Here is a 24,632-nt window from a genome sequence, read left to right as displayed (position 1 = left end):
CTTTAATTTTTTATTTATTCGTTGATACTATTTTAATCAATCACTACGTCCTGAGAAACCGGTCCCCAGTCAACAACTTCTACTCGAACGATCAATGTTGTTTCCGGATCGAAACTATTTTCCCCGAAAGTAACCCATACACGATATACATAATTTCGTTTAATCAAGTTATGACCATATCCCAAGTTAATCCCATTCAAGTTGATCGGCGAAGTGAATGTCTTGGTCTGTGCCACAGCGCCGGATTTATTCACCAAACTAGCCTTGATCCGAATACTGGTCGGAGCAGCAGTATCGGTATTTTCCATTACATAAGTGACATAATTTGTACCAGTCAACGGGTTTACATCGTTAATCACCGTATTCAGGGATACGATCGGTGAACTATCCAGAGCACCATCGGCTTCGACAGCCCCCCATTCGCCTTCACTGAAATAAAAGGCACGCGTTTTACGATTGACAACAGATACTTGCTCCAGTCTCACTGAATTTCCTGCCAGTTTGGTTCCTGCAAATTTTGTATCTACAGTTACTAAATCCACACGGGCCGGTACACGAGTCAAATACAAAGGAGAAGAAATTCCATTGACATTTTGTTCTCCCATGGCAGTATATCCCAGATAATTATCTCCGGCAATCAGAGGTTCATTCGTATCGATCACCCGGCTACTCATCCCCAGGCTTGTTTGCGACTGGGAAGCTAGATCGACCAACTTGCTCTGGAAACTATCATACGATGTAATTCCACTGATCACTGCTTCCGGAACATTCGCAACGATCAAAATACGTGCTTTAGCAGCTTTCGCCGGCACATCGGTCAGCGTAGCTGAATATTCGGTTTGTACAGGTTCCCACTTTGAACCATAAACAGTCGAACCATCCGCACTAAACACGATAACCGCCAGATTATTAATATTAGCTTCTCCCTGTAATTCATTCAGGTCGTCCCGATTGTAAGCTTTTGTCTTTGCTCCGGCAGCTTTGATCGTAATTGCCAGTTTAGCATCAGCAGAAGGATCGACTCCATGGTCGTCATCCTTTGAACAAGCCATACAAGCCAACAAACATGTTCCTGTTAAAAACAAATATTTAAATTTCTTTATTTTCATAATCTGTTTCTTTAAAATTCGATATGATCGTTTACTTCACCCCAGGGACGAACCTGTACACGTGCCGATAAAGTGCCGTCTTCGGCAAATTCCAATACAATGTGAGTATTCTCACCGGCCTTGGTTTCGATCGGCTTGCCATTTTGATCCACAGTAGCAGATCCCAGATTAATGCCATTTATATCAAGAGACACTCCCATAGAATTTCCCGGACAAGCAGTCTGCTGATTAGGAGTTTTCCATTCACCGATATTCAGAGTGCTCGGTTCACTAGCCGGATTATAATAGACGCTGTCACCAATTTGTTCACCCTGATAGTCAAATCCACTTAATGTTTTATTCAAATAAAAATCGCATTCATGAACTGAAGATATTCCTCTACTTCTCAAGCCATATTCCAGATTAATAGTTTCAATCGTTACAGAGCCGACTTTCGGATGAACCACTATTTCCTTGTTTTCAGTAATGCCTCCACTCGCTTTGGTCTGAACCTGCTGTATGCCATAATACAGACTGTCCGGCATAACAGCCAACGTCTTCTGATTTTTCAGCATCACTTTCAACTCATCGATACGCTTGGATTCTGAAACCTCTTGTTTATCTCCCAACACATTGACATTACCCCAAGCCACAATATTCAGTTTACGATCGGCGGTATAGTTATCCAATACAATCTCATCATGCGAAATGATAAAATCTTTATCCAATACACGCGTTTCCAAATAGTTCAGATCTTCATCGAAAATATAAAGGGAAGCAGTCGACACATAACCTGTAGCTGTAATATCTTCACCCTTGATATTTTCGGCTCTCAACCGAAGTTTGTAACACTCATCCAAATCGTCCTTAATGCAACCGGTTGCCAACACTGCTAATAGGCAAAGTGCCGGAAACAAGAGCTGTTTTATAAATGATATACGTTTCATAATGATTAATTTTTTCCTGTTGGATGTATTTTGTTTATTTACCCTATTTATTCAACGTCTTCATGAATGATCTTTACATTCCATGGCAACACTTTCACCGATGTGCTCAAGTTGGAAGAGATTGCTTTATCGTAAGGTTCTGTTGAACCTGATCCGGAAATCGTCAACTCAATATTGTAATTAAAATTACGTGTGACATATTCGTGTTTCTCAGATTCCGATTCAAAAGAGCCTTTTCCCGGTTCGTTTACGATGACCGTATAAAAACTCTGTTGCTCCTGATACTCTGCATCAGTTTCGTTCACTTTATATTTGAATGTTCCGTATACGATCAGTAAAGTATGATTTTTACCGGTTTGATTCTGGTAGACGTAGAAAGGTTTGCCTATGGGGGTATCGCTGACTTGTGTCTTTTCACTATTCAATATCATAGATTTTTCCTCAGGAGTGTATAATAATAGTTCACTCATTTCTTTTGCTTTACCTTCTTTCAGAGCTCCTGTTTTTTCATTAAAAGCTCCGCACCAATAAAAGTCATTCGCTGCAATATCAGCAACTTCTACAGAACCTCTACCTTTTGTTTCTGATGCGAGATATGATTTCGATTTTACATTTGCGACATAAATTCCCTTAATTTCCAAGGATGCATCGATATATTGTTCTTTCGGAGTAAAATTGATTTTATTTAATAGGACACGGGAAACATTGCGATACAACGGAATTGTATTCTCACCTAGTGTAGTCGGAGAAACTGATACACCATTTGTTTTGTTCCCTACCTCCGAATTTGTATAACCAAGACAATTTACCTTACCACGCTGAGTAGTTATATCATATACCTCACTACTAGCTGTTACATTTATCTCATCCGACAAAACTGTCGTTTTAGCATTTTCTCCAATAAAATCATCTATGGTAAAAGTTTTACCTTCTGTAGTAAATTCCTTTAATAAGCTTTCAGGGAGATTAGCTAATACCAATACTTTGACAGGTCCTGACTTCACTTCAATATCTTCGACTTGAGTTATCGACTGATCGCCTTCCGCTGTTTCTGTCTTCAAAACTTCCAAAGCTCCCATAGTATGTCCGTCGTAAGCTCCTGCATTAAACACAGCCACAGTCAGCCTGGCGATCTTATTATCGTCGATTGTCGGTGCATCAGCCTTTGTGAATGACTTGAGTTGAGCTTTTTCACCCGTATTTACCAACAAAGAGATTGTTGCATCCGGCTCAATGACCGAAGGTAAAATTTCTTTGGGTGTATCTTCGTTTCCACAGGCAAACAGGACACATACCGATGCTAATGACAAGATATAATTAATTGGTTTCATATGTATTTATATATTTATTCTACCCTTAGGTGTTACAAAGGTATATTATATGGAAAACAAGGGATATAGGTGGGGCTATCTATAACTATAGACAAAAGTATCAAATAGATAAAATGAGAGTTTTACCTAGCAAAAAAATATAGTAAAAAAATAAAAGCCCTCATTTATTGAGAGCTTTTATTTTTTTTACAAAGTCATTAATCGATTACTTCTTTTTGATTAACAGAACCATAGTTAACTAATTCCACCTTTACATCCAAACTTGTATCATTATCAGAACCTGGAATCAACGGATTATCAGAACCCGGACCTATAATAGAAACATACACATTATATTGAATATTACGGCGTAAACCTTGAATCTCACTAATATCTGTTATTCCAAATTTTGAAGGATCAAATTGGGTTGTTGCACTAAATTTATCTCCTAATTTCACTGTATAATATCTATTTTCTTCTGTTTCAGTTATTTTCTTACCATTTTTTTCAACCACATAACTGAAATCACCTTTTACAACCAATAATGTTGGATTGTCTTTATCAGTATTCTCATAAGTATACAAATAGTTAAATGGATTATAGGAAGATATAGGTGAAATTTTTTCAGGATCATAGCTTCCCCATTTTCTAGGAGTAACATCATATAAATTAGTTTTTACAAAATTGTCAGAAGAGATTGTTGTAATATAAGTTTTTTTATTCTTTTCTTTAGCCTTGTCATCCCATCCTTTATAAGTTTCATAATCAACGCCATTAAGATATTTACCATTGCGATATTCAGTAGGTTGCCATATATTTGTAGAATTAACTGATAAATAAGAAGAATTACGAGCATTCAATATAAAAATTTGTTTTGCAACAAAAGACGGACTATTATATCTCACTTTATTTACGTCTTTTGAATCATCTAAATAATTATAATCCACACCAATACTCTCAAGATTAACTAAGGCAACATTTCTATACATAGGTATTGCTTGCTCACCTGCGGCATCCAAATAATTACCACCTGCAGTTGTAACAGCACTTTTTGAATAGCCAAGCATATTTATCTCACCACGTTTAATTGCAACTTTATAAACTGCAGAGTTTAAAGAAGCGTCAGCTCCAGTGTTTGGTAATATGGGGGGGATTGGATCCGGTGTACCTTCAGATGCCTCATTTTCAGAATAATCGATTACAGAAAGAAGATCACTTTTCACTTTAGGAGTAATTGAAGCAGGGATATTCTTCAATATCATAACTTCCATATTACCTTCAGCCTCTGTAGGTAATTCAAATGGAGCATTTGCATCTCCTGTTTTAACAATTGTTCCCGCTTGATTGATTACATAAACAGTAAAAGGATCTGCTGCAGCCTTAGTTGTGATAATATCAGGATTTACCTGTAACATTGTTTTACCACTAGAGTTTCCACCATTTCCACCGTCATCAGGATCAATTACATCGTCTTTTGAGCAAGATGCGAATGCACATGCAATCATTGTTGCATACAATAAATTTCTTAGTTTCATATTCTTTAATTTTTTGAAGTTATATAATATACGTTTAATAAATACTAGTTTCAGCCATAAGAGGATTATCATTTTTTACCCTATACGATAATTTGTTTCCTGATGACATTGCAAATGTATGGCAGTCCTAAAAAAAGCTGAATAGGTATCAGTGTCAATAAATAGCGGTGAAACTCTAAATGTTTTTCAACGGTTCTTTCAATGCGATTCTCAACAAATGTAAGACTCTCAAAAAAGGGGTAAAAATATCTTTTGCAGGGTCCGACAATATTTATAGGCCAAAGATTTCAATTAGATCGCTTGTTTTCATTAGCTTTGTCGAATTATTAATCATTAAAGAAAAATACTCATGAACAGAGCAGAACTTATTGTAGCATTGGCGGAGAAATCCGGCCTGAGCAAGCAAAAGGCTAAAAAAGTGTTGGAGTCCTACATCGAGATCGTAACAGAAAAAATGTGCCAAAAAGAAGAAATAGTTATTATTGGCTTCGGTACATTGACTCCGCGACCGCAAACTGCCCGTATGGCACGCAATCCCAAAAACGGAGACCCGGTAATGATCGAGGCAAGAACGACAGTCAAGTTCAAACCCGGTAAATATTTGCTGGAAGATATCAATGGCAAAAAAACAAAATGACATCTCCGGTAGTTGTATATACTTTTCAGTACAACTCACTGATAACCGTCAAGTTAGATAGTATGATATCAGTAAAAGTCAGCCCGAAAGCCCAAATCTCGTTTTAAACGGGCGAAAATTCGTTTTAAACGAGCCTACAGTCCGTTTTAAACGAAAAAAAACTCGTTTTAAACGAAATGACGGTTCGTTTAAAACGAGTTTTTAGGGAAATATTGTCTTGTACACCAAGTTTACGGCTGCCCGTACTGCGAAGGTGTTGTGCCATATTGCTCGGTGAAGCGTTTGCGGAACGTGGCAGTATCGTTGAAGCCGACCAATTCAGCCACTTCCTGTACAGAGTATTGCTGGGTCCGGATCAGTTCGGCGGCTTTTTTCAGACGGATCGTACGGGTCAGCTCCAGGATACTGCAATCGGAGAACTGCTTGATTTTACGATATAAGGTCGGCAAACTCATATTCAATGAATCCGCCAGCACTTTGGCTTCGAAAGTTGAATCGTCCAAATGCATTTCGATATTCTTCACGACCAGATCCATGAACGGATTGCTCGGTATGCCCGGTTCGTTTTCGTCCGGTTCCTGGGGAGCCGTTCCTGCAAGCGTCTTGGTGAAGAACTGCTTCAACTGTTCACGCCGTTTCACCAGGTTATTCAATTTACTACGCAGAATCTCAACATCGAAAGGCTTCGTGATATAATCATCCGCACCGGCTTCAAGACCGACAATGACATCCTCACTCTCCACCTTTGCCGTCAGCATGACAACAGGGGTCTGCGAAGTACGTGGATCGGCCTTCAACTCCTTACAGGTTTCGAACCCGTCTTTGACAGGCATCATCACATCGCAAAGAATCAGGTCCGGATTGGCGGCAAAAGCAACACTCAAACCTTCTTCTCCGTTACGCGCCTCCAGTATCTCATATTCTTTCGCAAAGACATGTTTCAGGAACCAGCGTATCTGGTCGCTGTCGTCGATAACGAGGATTTTCTTACCGGTAGTCTTCTTCTGCGGGATCACCTGGATAAATTCGGCAATTTCTTCCTTCTGGCGGTCGTTCAGTTTCACCAGGTCGGCTTCCGGTTCCACAAATTCCACACGGCGTTCCATCAGATGCTGTTTACCCAGCGGTATTAATAATGTGTAGGTCGTACCCGAAGCGGTCGTTTCATTGCTGTAGAATCCGCCTATATCCTCCGTCATATCGTGCACCTGTCTCAAACCGCGACGGGCACTTTCATCTTCATTCAACCCCTCGTCCTGTACGGATACAGCGCAGTAGGCCCTGCCGTCCTTGCGGACCACGGAAATATCCAGCGTAACTTTTCCGTAAACGAATGTATTCTTGAATGCATTAGATAATAATGTACGTAAAGCATATTCCATTTTACGCCGGTCCAGCCAGATCCATAACACAGCCGTCTGGGTATTGACCTGGAAATCGACGTTATTCATAGCCACCCAGTCGACAAACAAGTCACATATCTGGCGGGATATCTCAATCAAGTCGTAACGGGCGATACGCAGATAGTTGGCAACATCATTGGCGCGGCGTGTTCCGATCAGCTGGTCGGCAAGGTCCTGCAAGGCCAGCGTATTACGATAGGCAGAAAGCAGCTGGGTCGACATATCCTCGTTTTCATCCTTATTCTGCACCACCAACGCCAACGAACCCAGCACCAACGAAAGAGGAGTACGCATCTCATGGATGGTCTCGATAAAGAAATTATCATGGATCAGTTCGGCTTCTTTCAGGCGGGATTCGGCTTCCGCCAGTTTGTCGGCAACCTCGCGCTGCATGGCATCGCTCTCTTTTATTTTGGAAACAAGCAGTTGCTCCAGGTCTTTTTTATTACTGTTCAATGTAGAGATAGCCGTTTCCTGGGCAGTAATTTTTTGAAGAAGTTCGTTTTTCTCTGATTCGAGCTCCGCTGCTTGTTCTTCGATAGTTTGCTTCTGCTCTTCTATTGCGTGCTTCTGTTCCTCCAATTCTTTTTTAGCAGCTTCCAACTCTTTACATTTTCGGTCAGCCTCCTTTTGTTTCATTGCCAGCAACTCGTTTTCCTTTACTATTGCCTGAGACTGACCCGTAAAACCGCTATACATCTTTCTTATATAGAAAGCTGCACCGATAAACAGCAATACCAAAATAAGAACAACCACCAAAACTGTTATTTCCAAAGGACTGGCAGAATCCCCTGCTGCGAATGCCTGTAGGCCGCAAAAAACAAAGTAAACAAGAAATAGGAACCATTTCCTGTACAAAGTCTTATTAATCATATCGATATATATATTTTAGTTTCTAAGATTTTTTATCTCCTCAATATCCTTTCAATCAATGACCAGTGCCTGCCTGATTACACCGGATCACCTATGCAAAGGTGCTAAAAAAATTTCGTTTTGAGAGTGTTGAATCTTTTTTATTTACGAAATAAGACATGATTATCAATTTTTTCTTCACTATTTGCATTTATCAACACATTCCACAAGATCTCCCCACTACCCTCCTCAAACTATCAAATACAGATGTATTCCTATCGCAAAAGAGTGGTATTTCTATCAATTCAAAGAATAACGAGCCTGTCATATCTATCATTCACGACATGCAAATAAGAGATTTACATATGTTTTAAGAGTTTCACACCGCTGTTTTTGACATTTTCAGCAACTATTTTGATCGTTTTAACTTTTATTATCACTATATTTGATACACATGTCATTTTAGTCTCTACATTTGCAATGTAAACGAGAGACAAAAGGTTTTGATGAGGGTCTTAACCAAATTAAGGGAATCTCTCAAGAGTATAGGGTAATTTACAAGCATATAAAAAATTAAGGTCATGAAAAAGGGTAGAATTTCAACAAATTGTATTGTGTTTGTTTGCACATTGATCGCTACAATCACTTTCGCTAGCTGTTCAGCAGACAGTACTTCTTCAACAGGTATCGATGAAAGTATTATTGATACAGCAGCTTCTAAAGCTGAAGCTCCATTTTCTGTTATTCTTAAAGCATATTCCGACAATCAGGATATCACAGTAAAAGGTGACGTAGATCAGACAACTTTGTTCGTATTCGACCAGAGCGGTGATTTCTACAAACAAATGACTGTAGACAAGACGTATTTACTCCAGGCTAAACCGATCGAAATAGCATGTCCGGGATCTGATCAGATCACTGTTGTGGCATGGGCAGGATTGTGTGGAGACAATGAAAACGTCAGCACCATGAGTCAGGCAAATATTATTTCCGACCTGCAGGTAAGCCTGAAACAGAATAACGGTATCGCATCAACCCTGCCGGGAGATTTATTCTACGGACAGGTTACTTTAAAAAGCGCTTCTACAAAATCGGCTACTCAAACTTTAAAAATCGAACGCAAAGTTTCTTCCATTTCTTTGATCACAAAAGGGATCATTAAAGTGCTGGATTCAAGAGACGGCGATTTTTATTACAAAATAAAGAAAACAAAAAGTTCTTTCAATCATAACGGTGAACTGACCGGAGAAGATATCGAATATATTATTCCGGCTACTTTGAACGAAAAAGGTAATCTTGTTGCTGACAACACAACTATTTTACCGGCTTCCAATATCACGATAGAGCTTTACAAAGACGATAAAATGATTCTTTCTTCCGAAAATGTCAAAAATTTGGAGAAAGTGTCTGTAAACGAAGGAGAATTGTCTGAATTGACTTTTGATCTTTCAAGAAATAGTGGCAATATTGTTGTAACAGACTGGGGTACAGTTATTCAGCATGTTACTATTGATTAAAATTTGACCCTCAATTTTTTATATGCATAAAGGCGTACATCCGGATTGTTCCGCATGTGCGCCGCTTTTTTTCATATACGCGATTCTCCGTGATAGGATTACCACCCTTTATGATAGGAACACATGCGTTAATTTAAGTTTTATAAATATTGATATTCAAGACCTACAAACACAACAGCTGTATTTGTATCAGAAATGATAGTTTTACCACCCAACATATAGCCTCCAATAAAGATTGATATATATACCACATATCTATGATAGGAATACACACATTGCAAATAACACCAATGGCAGTACATTTGTGGACACAATACAATTTGTGAAATTTTACCCTATACTCTGTCTATACGGATCCCTTAAATTCTATAGGCAAACCTTAATTAACATAACCGTGAGGTTACATAATTAATATAGCCCGCATTCTCAAGTTGTTCATAGATGACAATCTGAGAATGCGGGCTTCTTTTATACAGGATTATGGACAAATTTGTCCGTATTCGGACACCCCGTAAAAAAGACTACCGCTCATTTTCAGCACAATAGAAATATGGCACACACATTGCAACAGGATAGGCAGATAAACTGGAAATAATATGGAAATAATCAAACTGGAAGGTATAACAAAAATATACCGCACAACGGAAGTAGAAACCACTGCTCTTGAAAATGTGAATCTCTCAGTCCAAAAAGGCGAATTCCTTTCTATTATGGGACCGTCGGGATGCGGGAAGAGTACATTACTCAATTTAATGGGCTTACTGGATTTGCCTGATAAGGGAAATATCCTGATCAATGGTACAAAAACCACAGAAATGAAAGACGGGGAAATGGCGGAGTTTAGAAATGAAATGCTCGGATTCGTCTTCCAGAGTTTTCATCTGATCAATTCGCTGAATGTGCTGGACAATGTAGAACTCCCGCTGCTTTACAGAAAATCCTCTGCCAAAAGCCGCCGGGAAGCTGCCGTAAAAGTGTTGGAAAAGGTAGGGCTATCACACCGCATGAGACATTTCCCGACCCAGCTATCGGGCGGACAATGCCAGCGCGTCGCCCTTGCCCGCGCCATAGTCGGTAATCCGCAGATCATTCTCGCCGATGAACCGACCGGAAACCTGGACAGCAAAATGGGAGCGGAAATCATGGAGCTTTTATTCCGGCTGAACGCAGAAGGAACCACCATCATCATGGTAACCCACGACGAGCATATTGCCGAATCAACACAACGCATCGTCCGCTTCTTCGACGGAAGACGGGTAGAATAAATCACAAAAGAACCAGTATGTACAAAGTATATTTCAAACAGGCGCTGCTGATGCTGAGACAAAACAAGTTCATCAGCCTGATCGCTATTATGGGAACTGCACTGGCTATTATGATGATCATGACGATCATTGTAACAGACGAGATAAAGGAGATCAGTACCGCACCGGAGATAAACCGGTATCGTACCTTATATATAAACTACCAGGTAAAAAGGGATACGGCAAGAAACAGCTGGCAGTCGGGATCCATCCCTTACGAGACACTCAAAGAGTATCTTTACCCGCTGAAAACTCCCTTATATGTTTCCGGAGTCAATCCGTCATGGTCAAATATTCCCAATACACTGATCACGCGCGAAGGATCGAGCGAGATCATCAATGCCCATATGCGGATAACCGACACGGCTTACTGGAAAATAATGTCTTTTTCCTTCTTGCAGGGACGGCCGTTCAGCGACGGGGAATTTCAGTCGGGAATATCCGTGGCGGTTGTCAGTGAAACACTCGCCCGGCAAGTATTCAAAGGAGAAAATGCGCTGGGACAAACTTTTCTAGTGAATTTCAAACCGTACCGGATCGTGGGTATCGTAGAAGACGTATCGCCGGTTTTCAAACAGGCATACGGCGACCTGTGGATACCCAATACCACACAGCCTGTCGAAAACAGGTTTACCGAAGTGATGCTGATGGCTGAAAGCCCGGATGATTTCCCGGCTATCATAGAAGAGGTACGAAAGATGGAGAAAAAATTCGAAACGGAACACAGTCCCTGGATTCTTTATCTGAAAGGACCGGTAAACAACAAGATATTCCAAAAAGAGATTTACGGGAATAATGCCGAAGAGATTGCCTCCGCTATCGCCGTACAAAAAAGGAAAATGATTTTTATCCTGCTGATCCTGCTATTGATACCGGCGATCAACCTCTCTGGCTTGAGTCTCTCACGTATAAAGAAACGGACGGAAGAGATCGGTATCCGAAAGGCGTTCGGTGCCAAGAAGTATACGATCCTGATACAGGTACTTTTTGAAAACCTGATCACTTCGGTGATCGGCGGCGTGATAGGATTGGCACTGTCGTATGTCGTCGTCTTCCAAATGCGGGACTGGCTGCTGGATATTGCGGCAGACAGCACGATCCCAGCCAGTACGCTCATCTCATTCCCGGTCTTGCTGGCGGTATTTGCCGTTTGCCTGATCATCAATCTCCTTTCTGCCGGCATACCGGCGTACCGGGCTTCACGGATGAAGATCATTAATTCACTCAATCAAAATGACAAATAATTATGATACGTCACATATTTAAAATTATCTGGAACGAACGCAAAACGAATGCCTGGATCGTATTGGAATATATACTTGTATTTTGTGTGCTTTGGTTTTGCGTCGATTACCTGTACTATATGGGAAAATGTTATTGGGAACCGGTCGGTTTTGACACGAAGAACACGTATCTGATCGAGATGCAAAAAAGACCTGATACGCCCTCCAACAACACCGAAGGAAACGGAGAAACGGAAAAGGTGGACAAACCGGCACTGGCGCAAACGCTTCTGAACCGTGTAAAAAATTATCCGGGTGTAGAAAATGTATGTTTTTCCAAATGGGCGGCTCCTTTTGACAGATCCAGCTACATGAGCGGCTACTACATCGACGAAGATACGACCCACAATGTCACATTCCGGTTGAGATGGGTTTCAGAAAGCTTCTTCGATGTGTTTAAAATAAATACCACGGCAAAAGAGCTCAGCGGCTGGGGCGCTCCCGGATCGAACCAGATACTGATCACTCCCAACCGGAAAGGCTTATTCGGCAATGACGAATACAGTGTTCCGCTGGAAAATGTAAAAAAACTGACTTCATCCACCGACGACAGAAGGGAGCATACGGTCATCGGGACCGCCGAAAAAATGAAAGACGGCTATTTCAACTCGTATTTCTGTAATATCTTGTTGCCGTTAATGAGAGAAGAATATGATTTGCGGGAGCTGCAGATATGCCTGCGCGTAAACCCGGGTGCGGATAAAGATTTTGAAGAACGGTTTACGAAGGAGATGCGGGAACAATTGATGCTCGGACCGTATTTCATGAGTTCACTGAAATCGATCGACAAAAATGCCCGGTTAACGAATTGGCCGACAGAAGATTTGAACGGGATCTATGCGATCACGGCCTTCCTGATCCTGAATATATTCCTGGGGATCATCGGGACATTCTGGTACCGCACGCAGGCACGCCGGAGCGAAGTAGGCCTGCGGCTGGCGCTCGGATCGACCCGGTGGGGCGTGAAAAAGTTAATTTTCGGAGAGACGTTGCTGTTGTTATTTATCGCCAGCATAGTGGGAGTAAATATCTGCATCAACATAGGGCATACCGAATTACTGGAACTTCTTGATATTCCGATCGCAAACAGGATGGATGCGGGCATAGGGAATGAACAGGAGTTCATTAATTACGCACTGGCATTCGGCTTGCTGGCTGTCATATCACTGATAGCGGTATGGTATCCTGCCCGGCAGGCAGCAAAGATTCCTCCGGCAGAAGCCTTACGGGATGAATAAAATTAGTAACTTTACAGTACTGATAATAATGAAATAATACATGCTATGATACTTATCTGTGACGATGATCTAACGGTACAGACTTCACTGACCCTGGTGCTGAAGCGGGCGGGATATGAGGTCGCAACAGCGTCGAACCCGCAGGAGACAGTCGACTTCGTGCGCCGCAACTGTCCGCAACTGATCCTGATGGATATGAATTATAGTAATACGACAACCGGCGAGGAAGGGTTGGAGTTACTGGCGAAAGTCCGTATCTTCTGGCCGGCGGTTCCGGTTATCCTGATCACCGCCTGGGGCTCCATAAACCTGGCGGTACAGGGCATACGGGCCGGCGCTTTCGATTTCATCACCAAACCCTGGAACAATCTGGCTCTGCTGAAAACGATACAGACTGCTATCCAGCTACGGGAAAGCGAAGAAAAAGAAACGGACGGAAAAGAGACGGAAAGAACGGACCGCTTTGAAAAGATCATCGGAAAGTCTCCCCGTCTGCAGCAGGTTCTCAATACGATTTCACGCATCAGCCGGACGAACGCGCCTGTCCTGATCACCGGAGAAAGCGGTACAGGCAAAGAACTGATAGCCGAAGCGATCCACGAGAGCAGTAACCGGCTGGGTAAACCGTTCGTCAAAGTCAATCTGGGAGGTATTTCTCAATCGCTGTTCGAGAGCGAAATGTTCGGTCATAAACAGGGGGCTTTCACGGATGCGCGCCACGACCGGACGGGACGTTTCGAACTCGCCGACAAAGGGACGATCTTTCTCGATGAGATCGGAGAACTGGATATGGTTTGCCAGGTCAAACTATTGAGGGTTTTACAAGATCAGACTTTCGAGCCGCTGGGTGAAAGTAAGCCCAGGCAGGTGGATACACGGATTATCTGTGCGACAAACAAAAATCTCCCGGCGATGGTGGCGCAGGGAATATTCAGGGAAGACCTGTTTTACCGCATCAATCTGATCACGATACAGATGCCGGCTTTACGCGAGCGGCTGGAGGATATTCCTTTGTTGGTCGAACATTTTGCACGCAGACAGGCTGAACAGAACAACTTTTCCCAACCGGAGATATCGCAGGAAGCGTATGGGTATCTGAAAAAGCTCCCCTATCACGGAAACATCCGTGAACTGAAAAACCTGGTAGAGCGAACCATCCTGATCTCCGGAAAGGATATCATTACGGATGCCGACTTCAAAAAGCAATATATAGAAGTCCCTGCCAGCCAGCCTGCAGGCGGGAACACCATCCTTTCCCTGGAAAGGGTGGAAAAAGAGATGATACAGAGAGCTGTGGAATTATATGGTTGCAATCATTCCAAAATAGCTACGGCATTGGGACTGACCAGGCAAACGTTATACCGCCGTCTTGAAAAATACGACATCAAATTACCTGAATGAAATCGAAGCTGATATTCTGGACGATCGCTGCCTTTATCACGGGTATATCAAGTGGTATCGGTTTTCTCTTTTTCCGGGAAGAGCCAATTCCTTTTTGGGTCATACAGTGTATCGCCATTTTATCGCTCCTGCTGGCTGCATTTATCTACCATAAGCTGGTCAAGCCGTATCATATCCTGCTCAGCGGCATGCAGCTTCTGAAAGACCAGGATTTTTCCACGCATCTGCGCCCGGTCAGAAATAAAGATGCCAACGAGCTGATCGGTATCTTCAACCGGATGATCTCGCAGTTGCGGAGCGAACGGCTGGCGGTAAGGGAGAAAAACCAGTTCCTCGACCTGCTCATCCATGCCTCGCCGCAGGGGATCGTTATCCTGAACTTCGACAAGCAGATAGCAGATGTAAATCCCACCGGCTTAAAACTGCTGAATATTTCCAATCTTTCGGATATCAAAGGGAAAACGCTCCTGGAATCTTCTTTTGAGCTGGCTCCTGCCCTGGCAGAATTAAAACAGGGGGATGATGTGATGATCCGGACTTCAACGCACACGATCTACCATTGTATCCGATCGGCATTTATCGACCAGGGATTTAAGCATCCTTTCATATTGATAGAAGAGATTACGCAGGAGTTGCTTAAAGTGGAGAAGGATTCGTACGAACGTATCATCCGGATGATGTCGCATGAAGTGAATAATTCGGTCGGAGCGATCGGATCGACTCTGAATGTAGTGGCAGACATTTTCAAACAGGACGAAAACGGGCAATGGGAATATGTATTACCTGCCGTGGAAGCGTCTTTCGAGCGGTGCAGGCATCTGGCGAGTTTCATCAGTAACCTGGCGCATGCCATCCGTGTACCCGAACCGACTCTTTCAGCTATTTCATTAAACGAACAGGCGCGTTCGGTCTATGCCCTCACGGATATAGAATGTCGCCAAAGAAACATCAGGCTGGTCCTGACATTGACAGAGAATGACCGGACGATTGAAGTCGACGGGGTACAGATCGAACAGGTGCTGGTCAATATTATCAAAAATGCGTATGAAGCAATCGGGCAAAACGGGGAAATACGGATTACTACCCAAACTTCGCCGGTATCCATCCTCATTGAAGACAATGGTCCGGGCATCAGCGAAGAAACTCAAAAGAAGCTTTTCACCCCTTTCTTCACCACCAAATCATCAGGCCAGGGCATCGGCTTAATGTTCGTCAGAGAAGTTCTGACAAATCATCACTGCCAGTTCAGCCTCTCCAGCGACAACGGCTGGACCAGATTCACAATCCTGTTTAATACAGTAAATGATTAAGAACAAATGAATTAAAAACAACCCTGAAGATATGAAAAACAAAAAAAGCCTCAAAATCTTTCGACCTTGAGGCTTAAATCGTAGCGAGACCCGGGATTGAACCGGGGACCTCATGATTATGAATCATGCGCTCTAACCAGCTGAGCTATCTCGCCATCATGTTTTTGTTGTCATTTCTCTTATTGACGCTGCAAAAGTAGAAGTTATTTTTATATTATGCAACACTTTCGCGAAAAAAAATCTTTTATTTTTCAGGGCTTTCAGCTAAGACGTTAAAAATTAGATGCTTTTTTACTATAAGATTATTGGGAATATCAATCTTTATGAGTAACTTGCTGCGCAAATAATTGCATGAAAGATGAAAAAAGAGAAGTTTCATATCGAATACATTTTCGATAAAGTTTCGCGCCGAAGTTTATGGAATCACCTCACTACTCCGCCAGGGCTGTCGGCCTGGTTCGCTGACGATGTAACTATTAATGACAACATGTACGTTTTTAAATGGAACAGGGACGAACAGGAAGCAGAGGTGTTGTCGGTAAAACCGGAAATAAGCATCCGCTACCGATGGGCAGATGAGGAAGAAGATAATGCCTACTTCGAGTTTTTAATTCACACTGTCGAGCTTACGGGAGCAACCGCGCTTGAAATAACTGACTTTGCCGAACCGGATGAAAAGAAAGATTCTATCAATTTGTGGGACTCACAGGTGGAAGAATTGAAACGGACACTCGGCATTTAGGTTGTTTTAGAGAATTATGTAATGTTCTTATCGTTTTTTACACTACTTTTGCCCCGTCAATCCGGATAGGCAATGGTGAAGATAAAACGATTATATACATTTATGCTGCAGACTTTCCTGCCGTTGTTCATTATGACCTTCGGTATCTGTCTGTTTATTGTACTCATGCAGTTCCTTTGGAGGTACATAGACGATATGGTAGGAAAGGGATTGGGCATTCCTGTACTCGGCGAAATGTTCTTCTACGCCGGCTTATCACTCTTCCCACTGGCTCTCCCGCTAGCCATTTTGTTGTCATCGCTCATGACTTTCGGGAATCTGGGAGAACGCCTGGAATTGCTTGCCATGAAATCCGCCGGTGTATCGCTTATTCATATCATGCGCCCCCTGATTATCACTATCGGACTTATCAGTGTCGGCGCTTTTTTCTTCCAAAACAATGTAATGCCTGTCGCACAGGTCAAATTATACACCCTACTCTATTCGATGCGTCAGAAATCACCGGAACTGGATATTCCGGAAGGTGTTTTTTACGGGGAAATCACAGGGTACAATGTGTATGTCAAAGAAAAAGACAAGACCGGTTTGCTCAAGGATATCATGATCTATGATTATTCGAAAGGATTCAATAAAACCAGTGTAATCGTTGCCGACTCCGGCAGACTCAAAACATCAGCCGACAAGTTATTTCTCGTGTTGTCGCTCTTCAATGGGGAGTCGTTCGAGAATATGGAAAACCAGTCCGGAGGCAGTAACAAGAAAACATCTGTTCCTTACCGTAGGGAGACATTCAATACCAAGGAGATACTGATCGAATTCGATGCCAACTTCTCCCGGACCGATGAATCTCTCATGGCAAACCAGTATATGGGCAAGCAGTTGAATGACCTGCAGTCTTCCATCGACTCCATGACCGTTCGGCTCGACAGTATCAAAGCACTCAATGCAAGAAGTGTTTATGACATGTCGTACAGAAGAACATTCTCCAAATCAAAAAGAGAATCGAGCCTACAGGAGGAATCGGGTGCTGCCGCAGTCGCATCAAACAAAACTGATTCGTTGACCAAGAAATCGGACGAGCCGGTCAGAATCATCAATTTCGACAGTCTGTACAAGGCTGAAACGCCAAGTGGGCAGGCCGCATTACTTGTCCGCGCCAAATCAAATATTGAAAGCGTAAAAGCTGATTATTATTTTAAAGCCGCCACACAGGGAGACGAAGCCTACAAGCTGCGCCGTCACCTGACCGAGTGGCATAAGAAATTCACACTTTCGTTCGCCTGCATGGTTTTCTTCTTTATCGGTGCCCCGCTGGGAGCTATTATACGTAAAGGAGGACTGGGTATGCCGGTCGTTATCTCCGTTATCCTGTTTATCTTCTATTATATCATAGATAATATAGGGTTCAAGATGGCGCGCGACGGGATATGGCAGGCATGGGAAGGCATGTGGCTGAGTTCAGCCGTACTGGCTCCGCTGGGTATTTTCCTGACTTACAAAGCAGTAAACGACAGCGTGATACTGAATGCGGACACGTATCTGAACGCATTGAAAAACTTCATCGGCAAACGTGCCGGCCGTAAGGTGGAGAAAAAAGAAGTGATCATCTTCAATCCGGATTATGCTGCTATGCTGCCCCGCCTGGACAAGTTGGCGGAAGACTGCGTCGTATACCTTAAAAACCATAAGCGTTGGCTTAATTATTTTACTTTCTGGAAACAGGGAGGAAAAGATCATACAGCCGAACAGTTGGCTGCAGAAATGGAAGGTATCATCGACGAACTGGGAAACTCGGATCAGAATCTGATACTCAACAAGCTGATGGATTATCCCGTTATCGGAGGATACAACCAGCTGAATGCCAACATCAATGGAAAGGTCGGACTGATATTCGGACTGTTTTTTCCGATAGGAGTTCCGGTTTATCTGCTCGCCACCTACCAGCGTAAGTTATTGCGCCATGATATACAGGTTGTACAAAAGACAAGCCGCGAACTGGAAGATATGATCAGTAATTTGGAAACTAAAAATTTAAAATGATATGAGTGAGATCAAATTAAACACCATCGAAGAAGCAATTGAAGATTTCCGTGAAGGAAAATTCCTGATCGTAGTAGATGACGAAGACCGCGAAAATGAAGGAGACTTCATTGTGGCAGCGGAAAAGATAACACCCGAAAAAGTAAATTTCATGATGACATATGGTCGCGGTGTTTTATGCGCCCCGATCACAGAAGAACGCTGCCAGGAACTGGAGCTGGACATGCAGGTTGCCAGAAACACTTCCATGCTTGAAACACCGTTTACCGTAACAGTCGACAAACTGGGCGGGGGATGTACAACCGGTGTTTCCATGTTCGACCGTGCTGAAACGATCCGCGCATTGGCTGATAAGCAAACCAAACCTGCCGATCTGGGACGTCCGGGACATGTGAATCCGTTACGCGCCCGTTCACGCGGTGTGCTTCGCCGTGCAGGACATACGGAAGCCGCTGTCGACCTGGCACGCCTTGCCGGTCTCTACCCTGCCGGTGCACTGATCGAAATCATCAATGAAGACGGCACCATGGCGCGTCTCCCGCAATTAGTGGAAGTGGCTAAAAAGTTCGATATTAAAATCATTTGCATCAAGGACCTGATCGCTTACCGCTTGAAGACGGAATCGATTGTCGACAAAGGCGTGGAGGTAGACATGCCTACACAATACGGTCATTTTCATCTGATCCCGTTCCGTCAGAAAAGTAACGGACTGGAACATATCGCCTTGATAAAAGGAGATATCTCCGGCGACGAACCCGTATTGGTTCGCGTACATTCTTCTTGTGCGACAGGCGACATTTTCGGTTCCATGCGTTGCGAATGCGGCGAACAGCTTCACAAAGCCATGCAGATGATCGAGAAAGAAGGACGCGGTGCCATCGTTTACCTGAACCAGGAAGGACGCGGTATCGGTCTGATGGATAAGATGAAAGCCTATAAACTGCAGGAAGAAGGACTGGATACGGTTGATGCCAACCTGCACCTGGGACACCAGGCTGATGAGCGCGATTACGGTGTCGGAGCACAGATACTGAAACATATCGGTATCACGAAAATGCGCCTGATGACCAACAATCCGATAAAACGCGTGGGCCTGGAGGCTTACGGTTTGACTATTGCAGAAAACGTTCCTATCGAAGTCACTCCCAACAAATATAACGAGTTTTATATGAAGACAAAGAAAGAACGTATGGGACATATCCTTCACAACATCAAATAAATTCATACTATCATGACACAAGTTTCAGATCGTTTAGCAAGTTTGTCGCCTTCCGCTACGTTGGCGATGTCTCAGAAGAGCAATGAGCTCAAAGCACAAGGTATCGATGTAATCAACCTGAGTGTGGGAGAACCTGATTTCAACACACCTGATCACATCAAGGAAGCAGCTAAAAAAGCGGTAGATGACAATTTCTCTCGTTACTCTCCGGTTCCCGGTTACCCGGCATTACGCAATGCTATCGTAGCCAAACTGAAGAATGAAAACGGATTGGAATATGCAGCTACTCAGATTTCTTGCGCGAATGGAGCAAAGCAATCCGTTTGTAATACTATCCTGGTACTGGTTAATCCCGGAGATGAAGTGATCATTCCGGCTCCGTTCTGGGTTAGCTATCCTGAAATGGTTAAATTGGCTGAAGGTAAACCGGTAATCGTTACGGCTGGCATCGAACAGGATTTCAAGATCACTCCTGCCCAGCTGGAAGCTGCTATCACACCGAAGACAAAAGCATTGATCCTCTGCTCTCCTTCCAACCCGACAGGTTCTGTCTACAGTGCAGAAGAGTTGGCAGGACTGGCTGAAGTATTGAAAAAACATCCGGAAATCATCGTTATTGCTGACGAGATCTACGAACATATCAACTATATCGGCAAACATCACAGCATCGCTTCCGTCGATGGCATGAAAGACCGTACTGTTATTGTAAACGGTGTTTCCAAAGCCTATGCAATGACTGGCTGGCGTATCGGTTTCATTGCCGGTCCGGAATGGATTGTTAAAGCCGTAAACAAATTACAGGGACAATATACTTCAGGTCCTTGCTCTGTATCCCAAAAAGCTGCAGAAGCTGCTTATACAGGCTCACAGGAACCGGTTGAAGAAATGCGCAAAGCATTCGAACGCCGTCGCGACCTGATCGTCAGCCTGGCAAAAGAAGTTCCGGGATTCGAGATCAACAAGCCGGAAGGCGCTTTCTACCTGTTCCCGAAATGCAGCTACTACTATGGCAAGACAGACGGAAACAACACGATTAAAGACGCTGACGATCTGGCTATGTATCTCCTGGAAGCCGCACACGTTGCTTGTGTAGGCGGAACTTCTTTCGGTGCTCCCGAATGTATCCGTATGAGCTATGCAACCAGCGACGAAAATATCGTGGAAGCTATCAAACGTATCAAAGAAGCTTTGGCTAAACTGAAATAAGAGAAAGCAAATCCTATAAACAGAAAAAGGGGTTCCGATAATTTCGGAACCCCTTTTTTATATCATTCTGCTAACGCAAAATTATTCAGCACGCAAAGTAAAGCGTTTGAATGCAAGGATCTGCAATTCAGGATCTGCAGCCTTCATTACTTCTTTAACAGTCTTCTTGGCATCCATGATGTCTTCCTGGTTCAGCAAGCAAACTTCTTTCAAGAATTTGCTAAGACGACCCTGAGCGATGTTCTGGATCATCTGTTCCGGCAGGTTAGCAGCCTTTTCAGCAGAAACAGTAGCGATAATTTCTTTTGCTTTCGCTACGTCTTCAGCAGTGATCCAGCCCTTAGCCATATTGCTTTCCATATGGTCTTCGCTATCCACGTGTGTAGGATTGATACCCGCTTTCTTCAAAGCAGCTTCAACAGCTTTCTGTACCTGTTCAGCTTTTGTCTTTTCGATAGCTACCTGGATTTCCTGTTCTTTTACAGATTCAGGAACACCGGCTTCGTCGATAGCGATCGGGTTCATAGCAGCGATCTGCATAGCGATGTTGTGAGCAACTTCTTCTGATTCCTTGTTGAATGCAACGATTGTACAGAGCTGATTCTTACCCATGTGGTTGTAAGTAGTGGTATAAGCACCTTCTACTACATTGTAGCCGTCCAGTTCCATCTTTTCGCCAGTGATACCGCTACGGTCAGTAACAGCGTCCTGGATAGTACCTTTACCCATCGGCAATGCTTTTACTTCGTCCAAAGTTTTGCACTTGTTAGCCACAGCAGCGTCAAGGATAGCCTGAGCCAAAGCAACGAAATCTTCGTTCTTAGCAACGAAGTCTGTTTCGCACTTCAAAGCGATAGTTGCAGCAAATTCACCGTCTTTTTTAGCCAGTACACAACCTTCAGCCGCTTCACGGTCAGAACGTTTTGCAGCAATTGCCTGTCCTTTTTTACGGATAATTTCCATTGCCTTTTCGATGTCACCGTCAGCTTCAGTCAAAGCCTTCTTACAATCCATCATACCAGCTCCACTCATTTTGCGCAGCTTGGTAATATCAGCCATAGTTACAGCCATAATCTTATTTCCTTCTATTTTAATGTTTATACTCTTTTAAATTGACAATGGACAATTGACAATTGACAATTACTGTCAAAAGCCAATTGCCCATTGTATTTGTATTCGAATTGTCAATTGTCAATTCTCAATTTTCAATTGAAATTACTCTTCTTCTTTAGCGTACTTGTCGGCAACGTTAGCATTCAGAGCTTCTTCGTCTTCTTTCTTAGTACGTTCTTTCTTTACAGTAGCTTTTCCTTTGCGTTCTCTTTTAGCACCTTCGCCTTCGCCGGCAGCTTCTGTATCGATCTTTTCAGCTTTGCGTTCCTGCAGACCTTCGTTCATAGCTTCGCAGATAGCGCCTAAGATAACTTCTACTGATTTAGTAGCGTCGTCGTTAGCCGGGATCACGTAGTCAATGTTGTTAGGATCAGAGTTTGTATCAACCATACCGAAAACGGGGATACCCAGACGGTTGGCTTCGCGAACTGCAATATGTTCTTTCATCACGTCAACAACGAACAAAGCAGACGGCAGACGAGTCAGGTCTACAATAGAACCTAAAGTCTTTTCCAGCTTAGCACGCTGACGAGTGATCTGAAGTTTTTCTCTTTTCGACAGATTATCAAATGTACCATCTTTTGTCATCTTATCGATAGTAGTCATCTTTTTGATGGCTTTACGGATAGTCGGGAAGTTAGTCAACATACCACCCGGCCAGCGTTCGATAACGTAAGGCATACCTACAGAAGCAGCCTTATCAGCGACAACTTGTTTTGCTTGTTTTTTAGTAGCAACGAAAAGTACTTTCTTACCTTGCTTAGCCAGGTTTTTCATTACTTCTGCTGCTTCGTCTACTTTAGCAACTGTTTTATATAAATCAATGATATGAATACCATTGCGCTCCATAAAGATGTAAGGAGCCATAGCGGGATTCCACTTTCTCTTCAAGTGTCCGAAGTGTACACCAGCTTCTAATAACTGATCAAAATTAACTCTTGACATTTTTTTCTTTTTAAATCGTTTACTTTCTGTTTAATTTTCAACTATCAGGTAGTCCTCCGGCATGTCGACATGCAAAAGAAATCCCGACAATTTAGATACTAAACGCTTTGTCCTTGTAAGAAACTCACAAATAACATTAACGTTTGCTGAACTGGAATCTCTTACGAGCTTTCGGCTGACCCGGTTTCTTACGTTCAACAGAACGAGGATCGCGAGTTACGAATCCTTCTGCTCTCAACGCAGGTTTGTCTTCCGGATTAATCTTGATCAAAGCACGAGCGATAGCCAAACGTGCAGCTTCTGACTGACCTTTGAAACCACCACCGTCAAGGTTGATCTTGATATCATATTGTTCTTCAACATTCAGCTTTGCAAGCGGTTGCTTAACAATGAACTGAAGGATTGTAGAAGGAAAGTAATTTGCAAGATCACGTTTGTTGATAGTTATCTTTCCCGTTCCTTCGCTTACGAATACGCGAGCAACTGCTGCTTTACGTCTTCCTATTGCATTTACTACTTCCATAGTTATTATTTAAGTGAGTTTATATCGATTGACTTAGGCTGTTGAGCTTCGTGTTTGTGCTCTGTTCCTTCATATACATATAAGTTACCAAGTAACTTAGCACCCAGACGGTTTTTAGGCAACATACCCTTTACTACTTTCTTGAACAAATGACTAGCACCTTTCTTCATCAAGTCGTTAGGTGTGTACTCGATCTGTCCACCGGGATATCCGGTATATCTCAAATAAATACGATCGTTCCATTTGTTTCCTGTCAGAACGATTTTATCTGCATTGATAATGATTACATTATCACCACAATCAACATGAGGAGTGAAGTTGGGTTTGTACTTGCCGCGCAAAAGTTTTGCTACTTTTGCACAAAGGCGTCCCAAAGTCTGTCCATCAGCGTCAACGATGACCCACTCTTTGTTTACAGTTGCTTTGTTTGCAGAAATGGTCTTAAAACTTAAAGTATCCACTGCTTAATAAATTAATTAATTAATAACTCTAAAAAACAAGCGCTTAGTTTTTTCGCTGTCATTATCACTACGGACACTTGACGTAATAATGTGCTAGAAACTAAACCCTTAGTACAATTTGATAATATTCGGCTTGCAAAGGTACGGCTTTTCTTCGAAATACAAAATATTTACACATCTTTTTCATTATGAACAGCTAAGAGATAGAAGGTATAAAGTACGGCAAACATTTTTTATAATCAATGAGATACCTATCGCTAATTTATTTTGTATATTTGCGATATGGGAACGTGGGAGAAGCAACAAGAGATAAAACGAGAGAAACGGGAACAGGATAAAATTCGTAAAGAAAGTCTTGGTAAATTCTTCTATGATCTGGCAAAACTAACATTTGCAGCTATCGTTTTAGGAGAAATGCTAGTTTTACAAAAAGATATATCGGATTTTATGAGTTGGTATATGATTTGTGTCGGTATTTTACAAACTTATATACTTGCTTATATTGGAAATAAAATATTAAAACAATAATAATATGAATGGGTTAGCTTTATTTTTCAC

General features: G+C 42.6%; 21 protein-coding genes and 1 tRNA gene. 12 read left to right on the top strand and 10 right to left on the bottom strand.

Going from position 1 to position 24,632, the window contains the following annotated elements; genetic code table 11:
* Positions 1–32 precede the first annotated feature (32 nt).
* The 4 genes from DXD68_RS20030 to DXD68_RS20015 form a co-directional block, all read right to left on the bottom strand.
* Positions 33–1,109 carry a fimbrial protein gene (locus DXD68_RS20030; protein WP_122363262.1) on the bottom strand — a complete coding sequence of 359 codons (1,077 nt, stop codon included), beginning with the start codon at positions 1,107–1,109 and terminating at the stop codon, positions 33–35.
* Positions 1,110–1,120: 11 nt separating this feature from the next.
* Positions 1,121–2,035 (bottom strand): FimB/Mfa2 family fimbrial subunit, encoded by a 915-nt coding sequence (locus tag DXD68_RS20025; RefSeq protein WP_122363261.1) that lies wholly within the window; start codon positions 2,033–2,035, stop codon positions 1,121–1,123.
* 47 nt (positions 2,036–2,082) lie between these two features.
* The gene (locus DXD68_RS20020; protein ID WP_122363260.1) at positions 2,083–3,366 is read right to left on the bottom strand and encodes a fimbrial protein; all 1,284 of its coding nucleotides are present in this window, start codon (positions 3,364–3,366) and stop codon (positions 2,083–2,085) included.
* A gap of 197 nt (positions 3,367–3,563) precedes the next feature.
* Positions 3,564–4,880 (bottom strand): hypothetical protein, encoded by a 1,317-nt coding sequence (locus DXD68_RS20015; protein WP_147383017.1) that lies wholly within the window; start codon positions 4,878–4,880, stop codon positions 3,564–3,566.
* 349 nt (positions 4,881–5,229) lie between these two features.
* On the opposite strand from DXD68_RS20015, the gene DXD68_RS20010 reads away from it, so the two are divergent.
* Positions 5,230–5,517, top strand: a complete 288-nt coding sequence (locus DXD68_RS20010; RefSeq protein WP_122363258.1) for an HU family DNA-binding protein — start codon at positions 5,230–5,232, stop codon at positions 5,515–5,517.
* Positions 5,518–5,747: 230 nt separating this feature from the next.
* Here DXD68_RS20010 and DXD68_RS20005 read toward each other — a convergent pair whose 3' ends face one another.
* Positions 5,748–7,793, bottom strand: coding sequence for a response regulator (locus DXD68_RS20005; RefSeq protein WP_122363257.1), 2,046 nt, complete (start codon positions 7,791–7,793; stop codon positions 5,748–5,750).
* 560 nt (positions 7,794–8,353) lie between these two features.
* Between DXD68_RS20005 and DXD68_RS19995 the strand changes: the two genes are divergently transcribed.
* The 6 genes from DXD68_RS19995 to DXD68_RS19970 all read left to right on the top strand — a co-directional run bounded on the left by DXD68_RS19995 (position 8,354) and on the right by DXD68_RS19970 (position 15,825).
* On the top strand, positions 8,354–9,289 hold the full coding sequence (locus DXD68_RS19995; protein WP_122363255.1) for a FimB/Mfa2 family fimbrial subunit: 936 nt from the start codon (positions 8,354–8,356) through the stop codon (positions 9,287–9,289).
* Between the two features lie 602 nt (positions 9,290–9,891).
* Positions 9,892–10,554 (top strand): ABC transporter ATP-binding protein, encoded by a 663-nt coding sequence (locus DXD68_RS19990; protein WP_122363278.1) that lies wholly within the window; start codon positions 9,892–9,894, stop codon positions 10,552–10,554.
* A gap of 17 nt (positions 10,555–10,571) precedes the next feature.
* Positions 10,572–11,837, top strand: a complete 1,266-nt coding sequence (locus DXD68_RS19985; protein WP_122363254.1) for an ABC transporter permease — start codon at positions 10,572–10,574, stop codon at positions 11,835–11,837.
* A gap of 2 nt (positions 11,838–11,839) precedes the next feature.
* The gene (locus DXD68_RS19980) at positions 11,840–13,114 is read left to right on the top strand and encodes an ABC transporter permease (protein WP_122363253.1); all 1,275 of its coding nucleotides are present in this window, start codon (positions 11,840–11,842) and stop codon (positions 13,112–13,114) included.
* 45 nt (positions 13,115–13,159) lie between these two features.
* Entirely contained in the window at positions 13,160–14,515 is a 1,356-nt protein-coding gene (locus tag DXD68_RS19975) for a sigma-54-dependent transcriptional regulator (protein ID WP_122363252.1), read from the top strand.
* On the top strand, positions 14,512–15,825 hold the full coding sequence (locus DXD68_RS19970; protein ID WP_122363251.1) for a sensor histidine kinase: 1,314 nt from the start codon (positions 14,512–14,514) through the stop codon (positions 15,823–15,825). Before DXD68_RS19975 ends, DXD68_RS19970 begins: the two co-directional genes overlap by 4 nt.
* 81 nt (positions 15,826–15,906) lie before the next feature.
* Here DXD68_RS19970 and DXD68_RS19965 read toward each other — a convergent pair.
* A tRNA-Met gene (locus DXD68_RS19965) sits at positions 15,907–15,980 on the bottom strand.
* 203 nt (positions 15,981–16,183) lie between these two features.
* On the opposite strand from DXD68_RS19965, the gene DXD68_RS19960 reads away from it, so the two are divergent.
* The 4 genes from DXD68_RS19960 to DXD68_RS19945 all read left to right on the top strand — a co-directional run bounded on the left by DXD68_RS19960 (position 16,184) and on the right by DXD68_RS19945 (position 21,032).
* Entirely contained in the window at positions 16,184–16,567 is a 384-nt protein-coding gene (locus DXD68_RS19960) for an START-like domain-containing protein (protein ID WP_122363250.1), read from the top strand.
* 102 nt (positions 16,568–16,669) lie between these two features.
* Positions 16,670–18,607 carry an LptF/LptG family permease gene (locus tag DXD68_RS19955; RefSeq protein WP_122363249.1) on the top strand — a complete coding sequence of 646 codons (1,938 nt, stop codon included), beginning with the start codon at positions 16,670–16,672 and terminating at the stop codon, positions 18,605–18,607.
* A 1-nt stretch (position 18,608) separates the two neighbouring features.
* Positions 18,609–19,826 carry a bifunctional 3,4-dihydroxy-2-butanone-4-phosphate synthase/GTP cyclohydrolase II gene (locus DXD68_RS19950; RefSeq protein WP_122363248.1) on the top strand — a complete coding sequence of 406 codons (1,218 nt, stop codon included), beginning with the start codon at positions 18,609–18,611 and terminating at the stop codon, positions 19,824–19,826.
* A gap of 12 nt (positions 19,827–19,838) precedes the next feature.
* Entirely contained in the window at positions 19,839–21,032 is a 1,194-nt protein-coding gene (locus tag DXD68_RS19945) for a pyridoxal phosphate-dependent aminotransferase (protein WP_122363247.1), read from the top strand.
* A gap of 81 nt (positions 21,033–21,113) precedes the next feature.
* Here the strand turns inward: DXD68_RS19945 and tsf are convergent, their stop codons facing one another.
* From tsf to rplM, 4 genes are all read right to left on the bottom strand, one after another.
* The gene (gene tsf, locus DXD68_RS19940; protein ID WP_122363246.1) at positions 21,114–22,103 is read right to left on the bottom strand and encodes a translation elongation factor Ts; all 990 of its coding nucleotides are present in this window, start codon (positions 22,101–22,103) and stop codon (positions 21,114–21,116) included.
* Positions 22,104–22,247: 144 nt separating this feature from the next.
* Positions 22,248–23,090, bottom strand: coding sequence for a 30S ribosomal protein S2 (rpsB, locus tag DXD68_RS19935; RefSeq protein ID WP_122363245.1), 843 nt, complete (start codon positions 23,088–23,090; stop codon positions 22,248–22,250).
* Positions 23,091–23,226: 136 nt separating this feature from the next.
* A complete protein-coding gene (gene rpsI / locus DXD68_RS19930; protein ID WP_122363244.1) occupies positions 23,227–23,613 on the bottom strand; it encodes a 30S ribosomal protein S9 in 387 nt (128 codons plus the stop codon).
* Between the two features lie 5 nt (positions 23,614–23,618).
* Positions 23,619–24,074, bottom strand: coding sequence for a 50S ribosomal protein L13 (gene rplM, locus DXD68_RS19925; RefSeq protein ID WP_122363243.1), 456 nt, complete (start codon positions 24,072–24,074; stop codon positions 23,619–23,621).
* Positions 24,075–24,356: 282 nt separating this feature from the next.
* Here rplM and DXD68_RS19920 point away from each other — a divergent pair, with 282 nt between their 5' ends.
* Positions 24,357–24,602 (top strand): DUF6722 family protein, encoded by a 246-nt coding sequence (locus tag DXD68_RS19920; protein WP_122363242.1) that lies wholly within the window; start codon positions 24,357–24,359, stop codon positions 24,600–24,602.
* Positions 24,603–24,632 lie beyond the last annotated feature (30 nt).

Origin of the sequence: Parabacteroides sp. TM07-1AC (assembly GCF_003480915.1) — a bacterium.
GTDB lineage: Bacteria > Bacteroidota > Bacteroidia > Bacteroidales > Tannerellaceae > Parabacteroides > Parabacteroides chongii.
The sequence above is the reverse complement of the archived record's forward strand: the minus strand, read 5'-3'. Positions and strand labels throughout refer to the sequence as shown.